Source organism: Streptomyces sp. DSM 15324 (assembly GCF_001514285.1).
Lineage (GTDB): Bacteria > Actinomycetota > Actinomycetes > Streptomycetales > Streptomycetaceae > Streptomyces.
This window is the reverse complement of record NZ_KQ949028.1, coordinates 185,149-201,671: the sequence shown is the minus strand read 5'-3', so window position 1 is coordinate 201,671 and position 16,523 is coordinate 185,149. Positions and strand designations below refer to the sequence as shown.

The 16,523-nt window shown below is 69.8% G+C and carries 18 protein-coding genes and 4 pseudogenes; 12 read left to right on the top strand and 10 right to left on the bottom strand.

What is annotated here, in order from left to right; genetic code table 11:
• The first annotated feature begins 5 nt into the window (after positions 1 to 5).
• The 6 genes and pseudogenes from AQJ58_RS20505 to AQJ58_RS44510 form a co-directional block, all read left to right on the top strand.
• The gene (locus tag AQJ58_RS20505) at positions 6 to 1,169 is read left to right on the top strand and encodes an MFS transporter (RefSeq protein WP_067252132.1); all 1,164 of its coding nucleotides are present in this window, start codon (positions 6 to 8) and stop codon (positions 1,167 to 1,169) included.
• Positions 1,166 to 2,554: a flavin monoamine oxidase family protein gene (locus tag AQJ58_RS20500; RefSeq protein WP_067252130.1), complete on the top strand. Its 1,389-nt coding sequence runs from the start codon at positions 1,166 to 1,168 to the stop codon at positions 2,552 to 2,554. The genes AQJ58_RS20505 and AQJ58_RS20500 overlap by 4 nt, the downstream gene beginning before the upstream one ends.
• A complete protein-coding gene (locus tag AQJ58_RS20495) occupies positions 2,551 to 2,970 on the top strand; it encodes a hypothetical protein (RefSeq protein ID WP_067252129.1) in 420 nt (139 codons plus the stop codon). Before AQJ58_RS20500 ends, AQJ58_RS20495 begins: the two co-directional genes overlap by 4 nt.
• Positions 2,971 to 3,053: 83 nt before the next feature.
• Positions 3,054 to 3,701, top strand: coding sequence for a class II aldolase/adducin family protein (locus AQJ58_RS20490; RefSeq protein ID WP_067252127.1), 648 nt, complete (start codon positions 3,054 to 3,056; stop codon positions 3,699 to 3,701).
• Positions 3,587 to 4,009: pseudogene (locus AQJ58_RS41025) on the top strand (aldehyde dehydrogenase family protein); the annotation flags it as partial. The gene AQJ58_RS20490 and the pseudogene AQJ58_RS41025, both read left to right, overlap by 115 nt.
• A gap of 178 nt (positions 4,010 to 4,187) precedes the next feature.
• Positions 4,188 to 4,336: pseudogene (locus AQJ58_RS44510) on the top strand (transcriptional regulator); the annotation flags it as partial.
• A 232-nt stretch (positions 4,337 to 4,568) separates the two neighbouring features.
• On the opposite strand, the gene AQJ58_RS20485 reads toward AQJ58_RS44510, so the two are convergent.
• The 6 genes from AQJ58_RS20485 to AQJ58_RS45385 form a co-directional block, all read right to left on the bottom strand.
• The gene (locus AQJ58_RS20485) at positions 4,569 to 5,747 is read right to left on the bottom strand and encodes an XdhC family protein (protein ID WP_067252126.1); all 1,179 of its coding nucleotides are present in this window, start codon (positions 5,745 to 5,747) and stop codon (positions 4,569 to 4,571) included.
• 23 nt (positions 5,748 to 5,770) lie between these two features.
• Positions 5,771 to 6,658 carry a fumarylacetoacetate hydrolase family protein gene (locus AQJ58_RS20480; RefSeq protein WP_067252124.1) on the bottom strand — a complete coding sequence of 296 codons (888 nt, stop codon included), beginning with the start codon at positions 6,656 to 6,658 and terminating at the stop codon, positions 5,771 to 5,773.
• A 12-nt stretch (positions 6,659 to 6,670) separates the two neighbouring features.
• Complete coding sequence (locus AQJ58_RS20475) at positions 6,671 to 7,003, bottom strand: RidA family protein (protein WP_234360143.1); 333 nt, start codon at positions 7,001 to 7,003, stop codon at positions 6,671 to 6,673.
• Between the two features lie 84 nt (positions 7,004 to 7,087).
• Positions 7,088 to 7,255 carry a hypothetical protein gene (locus AQJ58_RS20470; protein WP_234360138.1) on the bottom strand — a complete coding sequence of 56 codons (168 nt, stop codon included), beginning with the start codon at positions 7,253 to 7,255 and terminating at the stop codon, positions 7,088 to 7,090.
• Entirely contained in the window at positions 7,240 to 7,677 is a 438-nt protein-coding gene (locus AQJ58_RS20465) for a cupin domain-containing protein (protein ID WP_199844632.1), read from the bottom strand. The genes AQJ58_RS20470 and AQJ58_RS20465 overlap by 16 nt, the downstream gene beginning before the upstream one ends.
• Positions 7,678 to 7,715: 38 nt before the next feature.
• Positions 7,716 to 7,850, bottom strand: coding sequence for a hypothetical protein (locus AQJ58_RS45385; protein ID WP_267892068.1), 135 nt, complete (start codon positions 7,848 to 7,850; stop codon positions 7,716 to 7,718).
• 89 nt (positions 7,851 to 7,939) lie between these two features.
• Between AQJ58_RS45385 and AQJ58_RS45915 the strand changes: the two are divergent.
• Positions 7,940 to 8,446, top strand: a pseudogene (locus AQJ58_RS45915) (IS701 family transposase); the annotation flags it as partial.
• 90 nt (positions 8,447 to 8,536) lie between these two features.
• On the opposite strand, the gene AQJ58_RS20460 reads toward AQJ58_RS45915, so the two are convergent.
• Entirely contained in the window at positions 8,537 to 9,097 is a 561-nt protein-coding gene (locus AQJ58_RS20460; RefSeq protein ID WP_067252123.1) for a DUF1269 domain-containing protein, read from the bottom strand.
• A gap of 99 nt (positions 9,098 to 9,196) precedes the next feature.
• Entirely contained in the window at positions 9,197 to 9,499 is a 303-nt protein-coding gene (locus AQJ58_RS20455) for a hypothetical protein (protein WP_159056277.1), read from the bottom strand.
• Between the two features lie 504 nt (positions 9,500 to 10,003).
• Here AQJ58_RS20455 and AQJ58_RS41005 point away from each other — a divergent pair.
• Complete coding sequence (locus AQJ58_RS41005; RefSeq protein ID WP_079079074.1) at positions 10,004 to 10,834, top strand: IclR family transcriptional regulator; 831 nt, start codon at positions 10,004 to 10,006, stop codon at positions 10,832 to 10,834.
• A 125-nt stretch (positions 10,835 to 10,959) separates the two neighbouring features.
• On the opposite strand, the pseudogene AQJ58_RS44505 reads toward AQJ58_RS41005, so the two are convergent.
• Positions 10,960 to 12,300 (bottom strand): annotated as a pseudogene (locus tag AQJ58_RS44505) (MFS transporter); the annotation flags it as partial.
• Between the two features lie 269 nt (positions 12,301 to 12,569).
• Here AQJ58_RS44505 and AQJ58_RS20445 point away from each other — a divergent pair.
• The gene (locus AQJ58_RS20445; RefSeq protein WP_199844631.1) at positions 12,570 to 13,325 is read left to right on the top strand and encodes an SDR family NAD(P)-dependent oxidoreductase; all 756 of its coding nucleotides are present in this window, start codon (positions 12,570 to 12,572) and stop codon (positions 13,323 to 13,325) included.
• Here AQJ58_RS20445 and AQJ58_RS20440 read toward each other — a convergent pair.
• A complete protein-coding gene (locus tag AQJ58_RS20440) occupies positions 13,295 to 13,771 on the bottom strand; it encodes an IclR family transcriptional regulator domain-containing protein (RefSeq protein ID WP_067252118.1) in 477 nt (158 codons plus the stop codon). The genes AQJ58_RS20445 and AQJ58_RS20440 overlap by 31 nt on opposite strands.
• 345 nt (positions 13,772 to 14,116) lie before the next feature.
• Between AQJ58_RS20440 and AQJ58_RS20435 the strand changes: the two genes are divergently transcribed.
• Genes AQJ58_RS20435 through AQJ58_RS20425 form a run of 3 tightly spaced genes read left to right on the top strand, consistent with a single transcriptional unit; the run spans position 14,117 to position 16,478 of the window.
• The gene (locus AQJ58_RS20435; protein ID WP_067252596.1) at positions 14,117 to 14,764 is read left to right on the top strand and encodes a carboxymuconolactone decarboxylase family protein; all 648 of its coding nucleotides are present in this window, start codon (positions 14,117 to 14,119) and stop codon (positions 14,762 to 14,764) included.
• A complete protein-coding gene (locus AQJ58_RS20430) occupies positions 14,761 to 15,633 on the top strand; it encodes a fumarylacetoacetate hydrolase family protein (RefSeq protein WP_067252117.1) in 873 nt (290 codons plus the stop codon). The genes AQJ58_RS20435 and AQJ58_RS20430 overlap by 4 nt, the downstream gene beginning before the upstream one ends.
• Positions 15,630 to 16,478, top strand: coding sequence for a fumarylacetoacetate hydrolase family protein (locus tag AQJ58_RS20425; protein ID WP_067252115.1), 849 nt, complete (start codon positions 15,630 to 15,632; stop codon positions 16,476 to 16,478). Before AQJ58_RS20430 ends, AQJ58_RS20425 begins: the two co-directional genes overlap by 4 nt.
• The last annotated feature ends 45 nt before the right edge of the window (positions 16,479 to 16,523 follow it).

Sequence of the window (16,523 nt, the reverse complement as noted above, 5' to 3'; positions counted from 1 at the left end):
CGCTGATGGTCTGCGCTGCGTACGCCGCTCAGGGTGTCGGCTACGCAGCGGTCGTCACCGCGCTTCCCGCGGCCAAGGACCGCATGGACTTCAGCGACACCGTCCTCTCCGTGATTCTGCTCGGGGTCTGCGTCGCCGCGGTGTTCGGGTCGGTGCTGGCGGACGCGGTCGCCGTGCGCCGTGGGAGCCGGAGCGCGCTGTGCCTCGGATTCCTGCTGCAGTCCGCCGCTCTCGCCGGGATGAGCCTCGCCCCCGACCGAGTCGTCTACCTGGGCGCGGTCGCCGTCTACGGTCTGGGCCTGGGCACGGTCGACGCGGGCAACAACATGCAGGGCGTCGCCCTGCAGAACCGCACCGGGGTGCCCATGATGGGCCGCCTGTACTCGGCCTTCACCGTCGGCGGCATCATCGGAGCGCTCCTCAGCTCGGCTCTGGCCACCCGCGGTGTCTCCGCACTGACCCTGGTCGGGGGCGTTGCCTTGCTGCAGCTCGCCGTGGCGCTCACCGGCCGGTTCCGGCTCGTGCCGCAGCCTCCGCCCCGCCCGGCGGACACCACCTCGCCCGGCCGCCGGCGCATCCCGCTCCCGCGAGCGGCGATCTGGGCTGTCGGGTCGCTCGTCCTCGTCGCGTACGTGCTGGACGCGGCGGTCTCGACCTGGAGCACTGTCTATCTCTCCGACGGGTTGAGGACCTCCGCCGCTGTCGCGCCGGTCGGCTACGCGGCCTACCTGGCGATGGTCCTGCTCGCCAGGCTCGTGACCGACCCGGCCACGCTGCGCTGGGGCCGACGTCGCGTCGGTGTCGGCGCCCTCGTTGTCGGCACGATCGGGTGCGCCCTCGTCGTCGCCGGCCCGGGCGTCGCGGCGACGGTCGCGGGGTTCGCGGTCGCCGGGATCGCCACCGGCGTCCTGGTGCCGATCGCCTTCGAGGCCGCCGGTCTGCTGCTGCCCGCCCGCAGCGACGAGGTCATCGCCCGCGTCAACATCTTCAACTATGCCGGCGCCGTCGCCGGAGCTGTCGTCCCGGGCCTGCTCGGCACCGGTGCCGGCCTCCGGCTCGGGTTCGTGGCACCCGCGCTCGCGCTCCTGCTCGTGCTGTCCCTCGCCCGTCGGCTCCCGACGCATACTTCCGCTTCCCTCAAGCCTCTGCCCGAAGGAGAACCAGCATGACCGACAGCGTCGATCTCGACGTCGTGGTGGTGGGAGCCGGGCTTTCCGGTCTCGCCGCCGCCCGCAGCCTGCAGCGGTACGGACTGCGCGTGAAGGTGTTCGAGGCGCTCGACAGAGTCGGAGGCCGGGTCGACTCCGCCACCGTCGCCGACGCGCGTGTCGATCTCGGAGGCACCTTCGTCGGTCCCGACCACGACCACATCAACTCCCTCGCCGACGAGGTCGGCGTGGGCCGCTACCTTACGCACGAGGCCGGGGACAACCTGCTGATGTGGCGCAAGGACCGCAAGCGGTACCGCGGGGCCGTACCTCCGATCGGTGCCACCTCGTTGCTGGACCTCGCCCGTATCCGTTCCACCCTGGAGCGGATGAGTCGCAGGATCCCCGTCGGCCGCCCGTTTGACGCCCCCGACGCTGCGGGCCTCGACGCCCAGACGCTCGGCGGCTGGCTCACCGCCAAGCACGCCGGGCAGGGCACCCAAGACCTGATGGCGGTGGTGTGCAAGACCTCGTGGGGCTGCGAACCCTCGGAGATCTCACTGCTGCACGTGCTGCACTACATCGCCCAGGCCGGCGGGCTCGACTCGATGCTAGACACCCGCGACGGCGCCCAGGAGCAGCACTTCGTCGAGGGCTCGCACGAGGTCGCGGTCCGCGTCGCCGACGGACTGGGTGCGGACACCGTCCGCCTGGGGTCGCCGGTCCTGCGGATCGACTGGAGCGACGACGCCGTGACCGTCCACACCGACGACGGCCCCACCACCGCACGGCGCGTCATCGTCGCGGTGCCGCCGGCCATGCGACGCCGGATCCGGTTCGTCCCCGAACTCCCCGCCGCGCACCGGCGCCTCTCACAGCGCTGGTCGCCCGGCGTCCTGTCCAAGATCTACGCCGTCTACGACACGCCGTTCTGGCGCGAACAGGGCCTCAGCGGCATGACGATCTCCGACGAAGGCCCCGTCTTCATCACCTTCGACGCCAGCCCTCCCGACGGCTCCCGCGGCGTCGTCCTCGGCTTCATCGGAGGCGACTACGCACGCGAGTGGGACGCGGTGGACGCCGACGAACGGCGTGTGCGCGCTCTCTCGGCACTCGCGGACCTCTTCGGTGAACGCGCACTGCAACCACGCGGCTACACCGACCAGCGGTGGGGCGAGGAGGACTGGCTCGGCGGCGGGCCCACGGCGGCACCGGGCCCCGGAGCGGTCGCCTCGTTGCACGCCCGGCTGGCGGAGCCGGTCGGCCCCATCCACTGGGCCGGCACCGAGACCGCGCGACGCTGGGCCGGATTCATGGACGGCGCCGTCGCGGCCGGCGAGCGCGCCGCGCGCAAGACGGCCATCGAACTCACCGCCACCACGCACGACGAGAAGGCAAGCCGATGACCTGGAGCACCCACCACAGCCAGCTGACCACCGCCACCGCCCCCCAGCTGTGGGAGCGATGGACGAACGCCGCCCTGTGGCAGCTCGACGACCCCGGCGTCGCCTGGGCCCAGATCGACGGCCCCCTCACCGTCGGAACCACCGGAGTCGTCAAGGACCACGGCGCCCCGGCCCAGAAGATCGAGTTCACCCGCGTCGAACACGAACGCGCCATGGACTTCGTCATCCGGCTGCCACTGGCCACCCTGACCATCACCCACGACATGGAGCCCGTCGGCGAGGGCATGCGCGCCACCCACGGCGTCGTCCTCGACGGCCCCCTGCACCGCCTCTACGCCGTGTTGCTCGGCAGGAAACTCGCACGCCGGCTCCCCCTCGTGGTCCGCAACGTGACGGCCGGTGCCCTGACGCACTGAACCGTCCGCACAAGCCCCCGACAGCCGTCACCCCATGCAACGGCAAGAAGCAACGGCACAAGAACGGACACGGTGACCACGCAGTGGACGACACGACCGAACGGAAGACCCGGCAAGCTCTCGTCGACGCGAGCCGGCACCTCCACGACACCGGGCTCGTCACCGGCACATCGGGAAACCTCAGCGTCCGCATCGGTGACCAGGTACTCGTGACGCCGTCCGGAGTCAGCTACCAGACTCTGGAACCCGCCGACATCGCCCGCGTCACACTCGACGGCGACGTCCTCGACGCGGGCGCGACCTCACCCTCCTCGGAAACCCCCCTCCACCTGGGGATCTACCGCACAACCGACGCCGAGGCCATCGTGCACACGCACGCGCCGTGGGCCACCGCCCTCGGCCTGGTGCGCGACGAGCTGCCCAGCGTCCACTACTCCATCCTCCTGCTCGGAGGCCCGGTCCGCGTGGCGCCCTACGCGACCTTCGGCACCCAGGAACTCGCCGACAACGTGCGCCACGCGATGCTCGACCGGAAGGCCGCGCTCATGCGCAACCACGGTGCGGTCGCCAGTGGCGCCACCTTGGCCGAGGCGGTCCACAACGCCGAATCGGTCGAATGGCTCGCATGCCTGTACCTGCGGGCAGCCCACGTCGCAGAGCCGGCGACGCTGACGAGCGAGCAGCTCGAAGACGTATGGCGCCGTGCCACAGCCAGCGGATACCGGCCCTGACCCAACCTCCTGGCGCCGGCGCCACAAGGCACGACGAGGTCGTCGGTACCCACCCCCCGGTGCACACCGAGGAGGAGGTACGCGCGGCCGTCGACCTCGCCCGCACCGAGGCCGCCTGGTGGGCCGGCCTCAGCTTCACGGAGCGCGGGCGGCACCTGACGGCGTGGAAGACCACGATGGTCCGGCGACTGCCCGAGCTCATCGAAACGGTGCACCGCGAGACCGGCAAACCGGTCGGCGACGCGACGCTCGAGGCAGGGCTCGCGATCGAACACATCGCGTGGGCTGCCGGACACGCGCGGAGGGTACTCGGTCGGCGCAGGGTGTCCGCCGGCCTGCTGATGGTCAATCAGTCCGCGTCGACCGGTGCTCCCATGATCTCCAGCGGTGCGGTCAGCGGGTCGGACCGTGCACGCACACCATCCACCACGACGCCGACCCGTACGGTGTGCGCACCAGGACGGTGCCTCTGGGCCGGTCGGTCACGTCCTGACTGCCGGGGACGTCGCCGAGTTCGACACCCGCACCCCACACGGCGTGGCGAACGCCGGCCCCGGCCAACCGGTCGAGTACCTGATCATGTTGGGCCCCAGGGCGAACGCCTACGACCGTGCACCCCTCCAGCCGCTGGCCGCAAAAACCGCCAGCCCCAGCGCGACCCAGGCCGGCCACGAAGAACAGCCACAGGCTCTACAACCCGCCCCAACACCAGCGACACCACAACCTGCACCCAGGCCCACGGCCCAGGGCCGCCCAGAACCCTGGAACTCGTCTCGGCGTCGCTCGAATCAGCGGCCGCCGAAAAGCACCCTCGAGCCCATGAATTCGGGCCCATGACCAAGCACGGAAACTCCATCCCAACGCCGTTCAGCGCGGACAGCCCTCAGCCGATCCGAGCCCTCTCCCTTCCTGGCCGATGCGCCCCGTATGCAAACGGTGGTGGATCGGACCCTCGGTGGCCTTGAGCGGACATCCCGGGGCGTCGGTGCGAGCTGCGACGATGTCGGCCGCGATCGACACAGCGGTCTCCTCCGGCGTGGTCGCCCCGATGTCCAGACCGATGGGCGAATGAAGCCGGAGCAGGTCGTCGTCCGTCAGTCCGGTGGCGCGAAGGGCTTCCAGTCGCTGCGCATGAGTCCTGCGTGACCCCATGGCCCCGACGTACGCGAGGGGCAGACGCAGGGCCGACTCCAGCAGCGGGAGGTCGAACTTGGCGTCGTGGGTGAGGACGCAGACGACGGTACGTTCGTCCAGTGCCCCGGCGTCGGCCAGGGAACGCAGGTGGCGGTGCGGCCAGTCGACCATGACCTCGTCGGCGTCGGGAAAGCGCTCGCGGGTGGCGAAGACCTCACGGGCGTCGCAGACGGTGACGTGATAGCCGAGGAAGCCGCCGATGCGCGCGACGGCGGCGGCGAAGTCGATCGCGCCATAGACCAGCATGCGCGGTGGCGCCGCGTACACGGCGGTGAAGAGGGTCACTTCGCCCGGTGCGGCGGGGTCGCAGCCGCCGTCGGCGGCGAAACGGTGGGTGCCTCCCGCGCCTCGGGCGAGCAGCGCCCGGCCGAGGCGGTCCGCGTCCGGATGGGCCGGCGGGTCGCCCACCGCGCCGGAGGCGGTGAGGGCTCTTGCCGAGCCCAGCTCGTCTCCGGGGCTTTCCACGACGGTGGCCAGTGCGACGGCCCGGCCTTCGGCGAGGGCGGCAAGGACGCAGCGGACTGCTTCCCGGGATGCGTCGTCCGTGACGCGCCGCACCACGACATCGATGACCCCGCCGCAGGACAGCCCGACCGCGAACGCGTCGGTGTCGCTGTAGCCGAAGGAGATCCGTTGCGGGACCCCCGTTTCCAGCACCTCCAGGGCAAGGTCGTACACCGCGCCTTCGACGCAGCCGCCGGAGAGACTGCCGAGGACCCGTCCGCCGGCGTCGACCGCGACACAGGTGCCCGGCGGCCGTGGCGCGCTGCCCGTCACCTCGACGACGGTGGCGAGCGCGAAGGGACGGCCGTCCGCGCACCACTCCTCCAGCTCCGCGGCGATGTCGATCATCCGCTCCTCGTCACATGGTCCAGTCAGGTCAGCTGGGTGAGCGTCACCCTGTTGCGCAGTTCCCCCAGCCCACTGACCCGGGTGACGACCACGTCCCCGTGGCCCAGGAAGATCTGCGGTTCACGCGCGTTGCCGATGCCGCTCGGCGTGCCGGTGAGGACGACGTCCCCGGCGCGCAGGGTCATGCCGTGGCTGAGTTCGGCGATGATGCGGGGAATGGAGAAGGCCATCTGGGCACTGGAGGCGTCCTGCAGGAGCCGCCCGTTGAGCTCGCACTGCACCTGGAGACCGCCGATGTCGTCGATCTCGTCGCTGGTGGTCAGCCACGGACCCAGCGGCATGGTCGCGTCGATGCTCTTGCCCTTGAGCCACTGGCCGCCGTGCGCCCGCTGGAGGTCGCGCTGGGAGACGTCGTTGGCGACGAGGTAGCCGAAGACATGCTCCAGGGCCTTCTCCTCCGGGATCGACCGCCCGTCGCGGCCGATGACGAGGGCGATCTCGGCCTCGTAGTCCCACTTGGCGGAGACGGCGGGGTCGTAGGCGATGGCGTCCACCGGACCGATGACCGTGTCCGGCCCCTTGGTGAAGAAGGCCGGGTGCTCGGGGCGGGAGGCGGGGTCCTGGCCCTCGCGCTTGCCCTTGGACTCCTCGAAGTGGTCCCAGTAGTTCCAGCCGGTGCACAGGATGTCGCGGTTGAAGCGGTGCAGCGGTGACTCCAGGCGGACCTCGGACAGCGGCCTCGTCTCGGCTCCGCGGAGAGCCGCGCGGGCCGCGTCGAGTGCCGCCGGGCCGCCGCGGACGACGTCGTCGACCGTGCCGAGGGAAGCGGGCAGCAGAGCGACGGTCGCGTCGGCCTCGTTCACGGCCCCGGCCCTGCGGACACCGCCGACGGTGAGGGAAGCGAGTTTCATGACGACCGCCCCTCAGTCCTGGATCGCGGCGATGGCGTTGATCTCGATCAGGTAGTCCTTGTTCACGAACTTCGAGACCTCGACCATCGTGGAAGCGGGCGCCACGCCGGTGAAGTACTGGCGTCGTACGGCGTGGATGGCGTCGAAGTCCTCCATGTTGCGGACGTAGACGTCGACCCGGGCGATGTCGTCGAGCGTGCCGCCCGCCGCCTCGACGGCGGCGCGGAGGTTCTGGCAGACCTGGTGGGTCTGCGCGGTGATGTCGCCGACGCCAGTCACGGTGCCGTCCTTGGCGCGGGCGGTCATACCGGAGACGAACAGCAGCCGGCCGCGGGCCTCGGCCACGTCGCCTGGGCGAAGTGACCGTTGGGGGCGCCGAGTTCGGGGGAGATGATTTCCTGCTTGGGCATGGGTGATCCTTCGGGATGGTCAGCGGGCGTCGTCGGGGCTGGAGTACCAGTCGGGCTGGGTGGGGTAGTGCGGACCGTCATAGACCTCCAGGAGGATCGACTCCTCCTCGGCCAGGGTCGGGCCGTGCAGGCTGCCCTTGGGGTTCCAGTAGAAGGAGCCCTCGGTGAGGGTCAGGCCCGTCGGCACGTACGTGTAGCGGCCCTTGAGGCAGAACATGAACTGGTTGGAGGCGTGCGAGTGCCGCGAGAGTCATGGGTGTGCTCCTGGGGGGCGTTCTCGCCGAGGTCCTTCAGTTCGACCAGTCGGCTGCGGTAGCGGGTGGTGCCGCGGTTGGTGAGCATGTGGACCTCGCCGGGCTCGCGGTACACGACCCCGCCGGACGGCTCGTGCACCAGCCGGGGTTCACCGCCGGCCAGGGCGTCGATGCGGTTGTCGGCCGCTTCGAGCGCGATGACGAGGTAGGGGTTGCGGTGCTGGTGCCAGGGCTGGTTGGCGCCCGGTGCCAGGGTGATCTCCCAGACCCGCACATGGTCGTTCTCGAAGACGATCTCCTGGCCCACAGAGGCCAGCTCGACCTCGGAGCCGTCGGGGGCGGTGACGGTCGTCATGGGGACTCCCAGTGTTTTCGATATTCTGTGATGGCTCGTCAGGTACGGGGCACCGGGCGGCCGGTGATCCGCTCGTACAGCTCGGCCGCGCGGCCTTCGCCGGCCGGGTCGTACGGCACGATGGCCGCCACATGACCGTCCGGCCGCAGCAGGACCAGCGTGTCGTCGCCCACCCCGAAGCGCTGCCGGACCCGCTCCCCCGGGTCGAACAGCGCCCGGTCGCGCAGCCCTGAGTCCTGTGGGGCGTCCCAGCGGCTGACCGCGTAGCTTCGTCGCCGGGCACGCCGAGACCTGGTGGGCCTCCGACGCCCGCCTGGGCGGATACGGCCCCACCTCACCCTGCCGCCTGGTCGTAGCCACCACCGCCCCAGCCAGCCTGCCGGACAAGGCCACCTGGTATCTGGCCACTAACCTGCCCCACCCCGACGCCCCCCACGCCGCGACCAGCCCGCACCCGCCGGCCGACCTCGCCGAGACTCGGCCGGGCCGACTTCCAGGTCCGCTCCGACCTCGCCATCCGCCGCCACCAGACCCTGGTCAACTGTGCCTTCTCCTTCTGCTGGGACCAATGGTTCCCCCCGACGAGGGAGAGGAGGACTGGCCCTGACCCACCGGCCCCAACAGCCCTGCTGGCCCAGGGTCTTACGCGCCATCCGTTCCTGGCTTTCCCCGTCACCCTTAATCGCTGGTGGCGAGCCTGGACGGACAAGGAGCCGCCCTCCGAGTTCCAGGCCCTGATCGACGCCGTCACCACCGGACACGGCATTGACCTCTACCGCCGGATCCAACGAACTGCCCGTAACGGGGCACTGTTCGCGGCGGTCGACCACGGACTTGGAAACACGTACTCCCGGGCGCCCTACTGCTGATGCGTGGCGGAGGAGAGGCCGACGTGCTGGGCGCCGGCGTCGGCCGTCTGCCCCTTGGCGGTATGGGACCAGGAACGCAGCGCAAGGCGGAAGGTCTCCTCGTCCTGCTCGTCGAGTGACGTGTGCAGGACCTCGCCGCCGAACTGGGCCATGCGCGGCAGCGCCTTGTCCGGTGTGGCCTCGGCGATGAGGGCGATCACGGCTGCGCCGCCGGGAATCAGACGCTGACCGAGCTTCTTGATGAACTCGGTCTGGTCCTCGTCCCGGGAGTTGGCGCCGATGACGCCACCTGTGGCCGCCCCGATGGCGGCGCCGAGGAGCGGCTGCAGGAGCAGCATCCCGATGATGCCGCCCCACAGGGCGCCGTCCACTGCGCCGGCGGCGGCGGGGCTGAGCCGGCCGTGGAGCTTCACCTCTCCCTCGTCGTCACGGGTCACCAAGACCGCGTCGACGACGTGAACCGTGTGCTCGGTGTCCAGTTGGCGCAGTTCGACCAGCGCCGCCTCGGCGACGTCCTGGTTCGGGTACGCGACGGCGATCATGTCGGTCATCAGTCTCTCCTTCGGATTCCAGAAAAGTACGAGGTGGCGCAGGCGAAGCGGTGGGCTGCTGTCGCGGGCTCTCCGGCCCCCGATAGGACAATCATCGACTCAATCGACTGTCTCAGTCAACTGAACAAGTCGATAGTTCCAGTCGCGTGCTTGGCGGTGCTGGCGCATCGATGCGGCGGCAAGACAGGGGGTCCCCAGGCCGACCTCGAAGACCGTCGACCGGCTGCCGATGCCGCTGCGGCGATCACCACGATGGGCGCGACCGCGACCCTCTGTGACCCGGACAGAGGTCAGCATCACCTCCGGCGCCGGCATCGTGCGCATCCGGGTCACCGACACGGGCGCCCCGGCCGGAGCAGCCGATCCGACGAACTCCAGCCGCCGATCGGTGATCTCGGCCATGGACTCGTCGGTATCCGTCAACGGGCCACCATGTACAGCGGCGCCGTCACCATAGGGCCACGGGCCACGGCTGGATCGTGGACGTCGTGCTCGACGTACCGTCCACGCCGGCGCTGCCTATTGCGGGAGGACAGCTGCCATGACCACGGCGCCGATCATCGACGGCCAGCCCCTGCGCGCCGAAGCCTGCGGGCGGTACCGGCGGAGTCGTCAGCACCGATGCCGCCCTGAAATTCCTTGTCGCGGCCGTCCACGCCGTAGCGGCAGGTGATTCCGTCATACTGCCGAGAGTGGCAGGGGCCGATGTCAGCACACCGAGATCGGCGCCCGAGCCAAGGTGCCCTTGCGCCCGTCTCTACAGACCGGTCCGCGAGGCCGACCTCGATCGTCGCATTCCCCGGATCCCAGGTGATTCAATAGTCACTTCCATAGGATGAAAGTCGTGGCGCCCGGTCCGACGGCGCCGCACCAGTGCCCTGGTCCGCACCAGAAAGCGAGACGTGAGTGCCGCAGCGCAAGGACACGACGGCCGAGACGACCGGCTCGGGCGACAGCGCATCCGCTCCGGCCAAGCGCAGCTACCAGGTCGAAGCGTTGGCCAAGGGTCTGCGGATGCTGGGGCTGTTCTCCGAGCAGCGGCCGACCATGAAGCTCACTGACATGTCCGCCGAGACCGGAGTCCCGTTGCCGACCGCGTTCCGAATGGCGGCCACCCTGGTGACCGAGGGATTCCTCGAGCAGCTCCCGGACGGTGCGTACCGGCCGGCTCCCAAAGTACTCACCCTCGGCTTTTCCGCGCTGCGCGGCCTGGACCTCGTACAGCTGGCGGACGGTCCGCTGCGCAGGCTGGCCGCTGCGACGGGGCAGACCGTCAACCTGGGGGTCCTGTCGGACGACTCTGTGCTGTATCTGGTGCGGCTGCGCAACAACGACCTCGTGACGGCGAACATCCAGGTGGGTTCGAGGCTTCCCGCGGTCCGTACCTCCATGGGCAAGCTGCTGCTGAGCCAGCTGAACGACGGCGAGTTGCAGGCCCGGCTGCCCCCCGAGTCCTTCGCCGGACCGACGGGCCCGAACGCGTCCCGGTCTCTGGAGGAGCTGCGGCCGGTGCTCGCGGAGATCCGCCGCCAGGGCTGGGCGGTTCAGGACGAGGAACTCGCCTACGGACTGCGTTCGGTGGCCGCACCGGTGCGGGACGCGTCGGGCACCACCGTCGCGGCCGTCAACATCGCCGTACCCGCCATGGAGTTCCCGACCACCCGGCTGGTCAAGGAGTTGCGCCCGCAGGTCGAGGACGCCTGCGCGGAGATCTCCCGGCTGCTGGGCGGCAGGTGACCAGTACGGGCCCGGGCCCCGCGCCGGCCGGCCGGACCCGCACCTACCGCGGCCTCCCGCCGGCCGTCCGAACTGGCGCCGCGGTGCTTTTGCCGAGGAGCGCCTCGACTAGTTCGAGAGCTCCTCGAGGGAGGTCTGGCGGGTCTCGATACCGAGCGCGCCTGGACGGCCAGTCCGACGACCAGGCACGCGGTGAAGAGGCCGAAGACCCCCGCGACACCTGCCTCGCTGTCCAGAATCCAGCCGATCACGGTGGGTGCCGCGACCGCTCCGAAGCCACGCAGCGAGCTGGCGCTCATCACACCCCAGGCACGCATGCGGGTCGGATAGAGCTCGGTCGTGTAGGCGTAGACGAGGGGGTCGATGCCACTGACGCCGACCAGCATGATCCCACCGGCGATGAGCAGGGCGGGCCAGGTATGGAGGTTGCCCGTCGCCGCCAGCACCGTGGCGAGTACGGCACCCACCAGTGCTGTCGCATAGCCGATGAGGAACCAGCGGCGGCGCCCTGTCCGGTCCACGGTGTTGCCGACCAGGATGATCACGCCGATCGCGGCCAGCGTGACGACGGCACTCAGCAGACTGGCCGTCGACGGCGCGACGCCGGCGGTCTTGATGTAGAGGCTGGGCATCCAGGATGTCGCGCCGAGCAGCACGAAGAAGACGGTGAACCACAGCACCCAGACCATCAGGGTGCGCCGTCGGTAGTCCGCGGAGAACAGCTCGGCCAGCCTCGTGGAGCGCAGGTCCGCCTGCGGCACCGCGACATCGGCGGTGGCCGACTGCTCCACACGACTCTGACCGGGTACGACACCAGCCGCCTTTTCCATCGACGCGACCACGGCCTCGGCCTGCGCCAGCTGGCCGCGGCGAATCAGCACGCGCGGTGACTCGGGCAGAGTGCGCCAGGCCACGAGGGCCACAAGGAGAGGCGCGCCGCCGATGGCGAAGAGCAGTCGCCAGGCGTTCTCGTCGGCGAACGTCGCCAGCAGCACCGCCGCGGTCAGTGAGGTCATGAGATTGCCCAGCGGCGAGGCGAGCTTGTACAGCACGGTGACGCGGCCGCGTTGCCTGGCCGCGACGAACTCGCCGAGCATCGCGGAGGCCACCGGGGCTTCCGCCCCCAGGCCGAAGCCCTGGATGAGCCTGATGGCGCCCAGGCTGTCGCTGCTCCAGGAAAACACGGAGATGAGCGCGAACACGCCCATGACGACGAGCGAGGCGAGGAACACCGGACGACGCCCGATCCGCTCACTGACGAGCCCGAAGCCGATCGCACCGAGCGCCTGTCCCAGGAAGCCGGCGCTGACCAGGAGTCCGGCCTCGCTCGAGGTGAGTCCGTAGGTCGCCGACACGGCGCTGAGGACGGCGCCGATCGAGACGATGTCGAATGCGTCGAAGAAGGTTCCGGCTCCGAGCGTGCCCACGATCTTTCCGTGGAACCGGGAGACCGGCACTCGTTCCATGCGGCCGATCAGTTCGGCGGCCTCTTGGGTGGTGCTGGTGCTGTGTGAATTCGTGACAGCCATATGGCAGCTCCTCATTGAGCTCCAGTCGGGGGCTGCTCCAGCTCATACTTTCATTGAATGAAAGTCACTTTTGCAATGATGAAACACAAGCATGCACCCCAGGGGCAGTCAAGACGCCGGACACCGTGGACACCGCACGGGTCAGTCGCTATCGTCCTCCCGTAGGGTGAAACTAGCTTTTACTCAGCGAAATTCGGAGGCGTTCGATGGGATGGCTGGGCCTGGACGGCAGAAGTGCTTTGGTGTTCGGAGCAGGCGGCCTCGGTGCGGCCTGCGCCCGAGGGCTGGCCCATACCGGTGCGCGCGTCGTGGTGGTGGACGTGGACGAGACCCGCCTCAAGGCACTGCGGGAGGATCCCGGGTCGGCGAACGCGGAGATCCGGACACTGGTCGCCGACGTCACCACCCCGGAGTCCTGCGACGAGGCCGTGGCCGCCGCCGCCCGCCTGCTCGGCGGACTGGACGTACTGATCCACGCGGTCGGCACGAACGACCGGCGGCCGGTACTGGACACTCCCGACGCGGTCTGGGAGCAGATCCTCACCCTGAACCTCTCCAGCGCCTTCTGGATCGGCAGGGCGGCCGGGCGGATCATGCGCGAGGCCGGACAGGGCCGCATGGTGTTCTTCTCATCGGTCTCCTCCAAGCTCGCCCATCGACACCACGCCCCGTACGCGGCGACGAAGGGTGGCCTCGACCAGCTGGTCAAGGTCATGGCGCGGGAGTGGGCCGACGGCGGAGTGACGGTCAACGCGGTAGCGCCGGGATACACGGAGACCGAGCTGACCCGCGCCTACCTCGACAAGCCCGGGATGCGCGAGGAGTTGGTCGGCCTGGTGCCCGCCGGACGCCTCGGCACCCCGGAGGACGTGGTGGGGGCCGCGCTCTTCCTCGCCTCGGAGCGCGCCTCGTTCGTGACGGGCCAGGTGCTCTACGTGGACGGCGGCCGCACGCTCGTCTGACCGGCTCCTCGACGACCGCCATGCAATCGCGAGACCTCGCCGCAGGCGCTCTGCAGGACCGGGCACAGCTCTGCGACGAGGCGTTCCACGGGCAACCCCCGTGCCGGAGCAGCCATTCCGACGGCGTCCGTGACAGGCGCCGCCACGGAGCGCAGGCCATAGGCGAGCTCCTCGCCCTGCGCCACCCAGCCCCGCCGACGGATCCCCGCCAGTGCATCGCGTAGTTCGTCCAGCGGCCCGATGGCGTTGGGGCCGGCCGCCCCGGCGAAGGGCCGCTCGCTCAGGCACCGCTCCAACTCGGCGTCGTCGAGGCTGGGGAGGAGCATCTTGCCGATCGAGATGGTGACCGCCGCAAGGCGCGATCCCACCTGGATATTGGCGGTGACCAGGTCGCCGTTGCGCAGCCGGACGAGACGGAGAACGCGGTCGTCGGGCAGCGTCCCCATGTTCGCCGTCAGGCGGTCGCTTCGGCCAGGCGGCGCAGGGGACCTTCCGCCAGCTGCACCAGACCGAGGCCGCGCAGCGCGGAGAGACCGAGGGTCAGGACCTTGGGGGCGGGATGGCATGAGCCGTCGAGCAGTCACTCAAGGAACCCCTCGGTTATCAGCGTGGCGGCGAGACGGAACTCCGTCGGCAGCTCGCTTTCTGCTGACGGAGTTGGGGTCCGGGACACGGGCCTGCCAATTCTCACTTTCCGGAAGCATGACTTTCGTCATGCGAAACCTTCTTTTGCGTAGCGAATCCAGACGTTAGGGTGAGGACAGATCGATGAAACGGCCGAAGGAGTGCTGATGAGGGCTCGACTGGCCGGGCTGCTGCCCGGAGAACTCGACGGGCAGCAGACGGAGGTCTACCAGGCCATCACGGGCGGACGCCGCGCGGCGGGACCACAGTCGTTCGCCCTGGCCGACGCGGACGGCCGTCTGCGCGGCCCGTTCAACGCGATGCTCCTGAGCCCCCCGGTGGGTCACGCCGTGCAGGCCGTGGGCAGCGCCGTGCGCTACGACAGCGTCCTGACCGACCGGGTGCGCGAGATGGCCATCCTCGCCGTCGCTGCCCACTGGAACAGTGACTTCGAGCGCGAAGCCCACGAGGCCGTGGGGCGCACGTGCGGACTGAGCGACCGCGTGATGGCCGCACTGCGCGTCGGAGCCGTACCCCCTCTCACGGATCCGACCGAGCAGACCGCACTGCGGATCACACAAGCCCTCATCCTCACCGGGGAACTGACCGACGAGGAGTACGACGACGCCGTACGGACGCTGGGCTCGCGCGGCCTCTTCGAGCTCACCACGCTGGTCGGGTACTACGGCCTGCTCGCCCTCCAGCTGCGCGTCTTCGCCGGCGAAGGACCGTCGGCCGACCAGACGGCCGCAGAACTGCCATCCCTACCCACCACCACCCTTCACCCATCACCATCGGACAGGCGGAACACATGAAGCTGGTCACCTTCGACGAAGGACGCGTCGGCAGGCTGGAGCTGGAGGAGCAGCTCGTCCTCCCTCTGGAGGTCGGCTCAACACGCGAGTACTTCGAGCTCGACGGCAAGGTCTCGGAGACCGGCGAGCGCATCGCCCTCGACGACGTCAAGCTGCGGGCGCCGATCGTGCCGAAGAAGTTCTTCCACACTTCCGGCAACTTCCGTGAGCACGAGGACGAGTCGAAGAACGTCGACTGGTCGCACCCCATGCACAAGGGCATCGTCTTCTTCCAGAACGTCGACGCGATCGTCGGCCCGGACGAGCCGGTCATCTACCCCGAGCACCTCACCACCGAACTGGACTACGAGCTGGAGATCGCGGTCGTCATCGGCAAGCCCGGCAAGTTCTTCGGCGTGGACGACGCCCCCGACCACATCGCCGGATACGTCGTCTTCAACGACATCACCGCCCGCGACATCCAGCGCCGCGAGATGGAGTCCGGGGTCTTCTCCTTCTGCAAGGCCATCGACACCTTCTGCCCCGTCGGCCCCTACATCGTCACCGCCGACGAGATCCCCGACGCACAGAACCTCGGCATGGAACTGCGCGTCAACGGCAAGGTCCGCCAGAAGTCCAACACCAGCCGGATGTCCGTCTCCATCCCGCACCTGGTCGCCTACCACTCCCCGCAGGGCTACAGCGCCGGCGACCTGATCACCACCGGCACCGTCCAGGGCGTCGCGGGCTTCAGCGGCGACCCCGACATGTACCTCAAGCCGGGTGACGTCATCGAGGCCGAGGTGGAGCGCCTCGGCGTCCTGCGCAACCGCATCGTCAGCTGGGAAGAGGGCCACGGCACCCCCGTACCGCAGAAGGTGGACTGGTGAGGCTCGCGGTACTCGACGGACGCGCTGTCCTGGTCGAGGGAAGCTGGGCGGCCGACATCGCCACGGCGTCGCAGGCACGGTTCTCGTCCGACCCGATGGCGCTGTTCGACAGCTGGCAGGAGCTGCGGGAATGGGCCGGCGGCCTGTCCCGTGACGCATACGGGCTGCCCGTCGCCCCCGACGCGCTCGGCGCTCCCGTGCCACGCCCTCGTCAGGTGTTCGCCGTCGCCCTCAACTACCCGCCCCACGCGGCGGAGGCCGGTTACACGCCGCCGGACGAACCTCTGGTCTTCACCAAGTTCCCGACGTGCATCACCGGCCCCGAGGTCACGGTCGAACTGCCCCCGGGCAAGGTCGACTGGGAGGTCGAGCTGGTCGCGGTGATCGGCGCACACACCCACCGTGTGTCCGAGGACCGTGCCTGGGAGAGCGTCGCGGGGCTGACGGTCGGGCAGGACCTATCCGAGCGAGTCGTCCAGCTGGCCGGGAAGCCGGCCCAGTTCAGCCTGGGGAAGTCCTTCCCCGGGTTCGGGCCGACGGGACCGGTTCTCGTCACCCCGGACGAGTTCGACGATCCGGACGATCTGGAGATCACGGGCCTGCTCAACGGCGAGGTCGTCCAGCACGACCGCACCAAGTCGATGATCTTCCCGGTTCCCGAGCTGATCGCGAGGCTCTCGGCCATCGTGCCCCTGCTGCCGGGTGACCTCGTCTTCACGGGCACACCCGCCGGTGTCGGCAACCGGATGAACCCTCCGCGTTACCTCACCGTAGGCGACGAACTGGTCAGCCGGATCCCGGGGATCGGCGAGATCCGTCAGCGGTTCTCCGCACCGACCGCCTGACCCGCACGACGAAGAGAGGGAGCCGGCCCGTCACGGGCCGGCTCC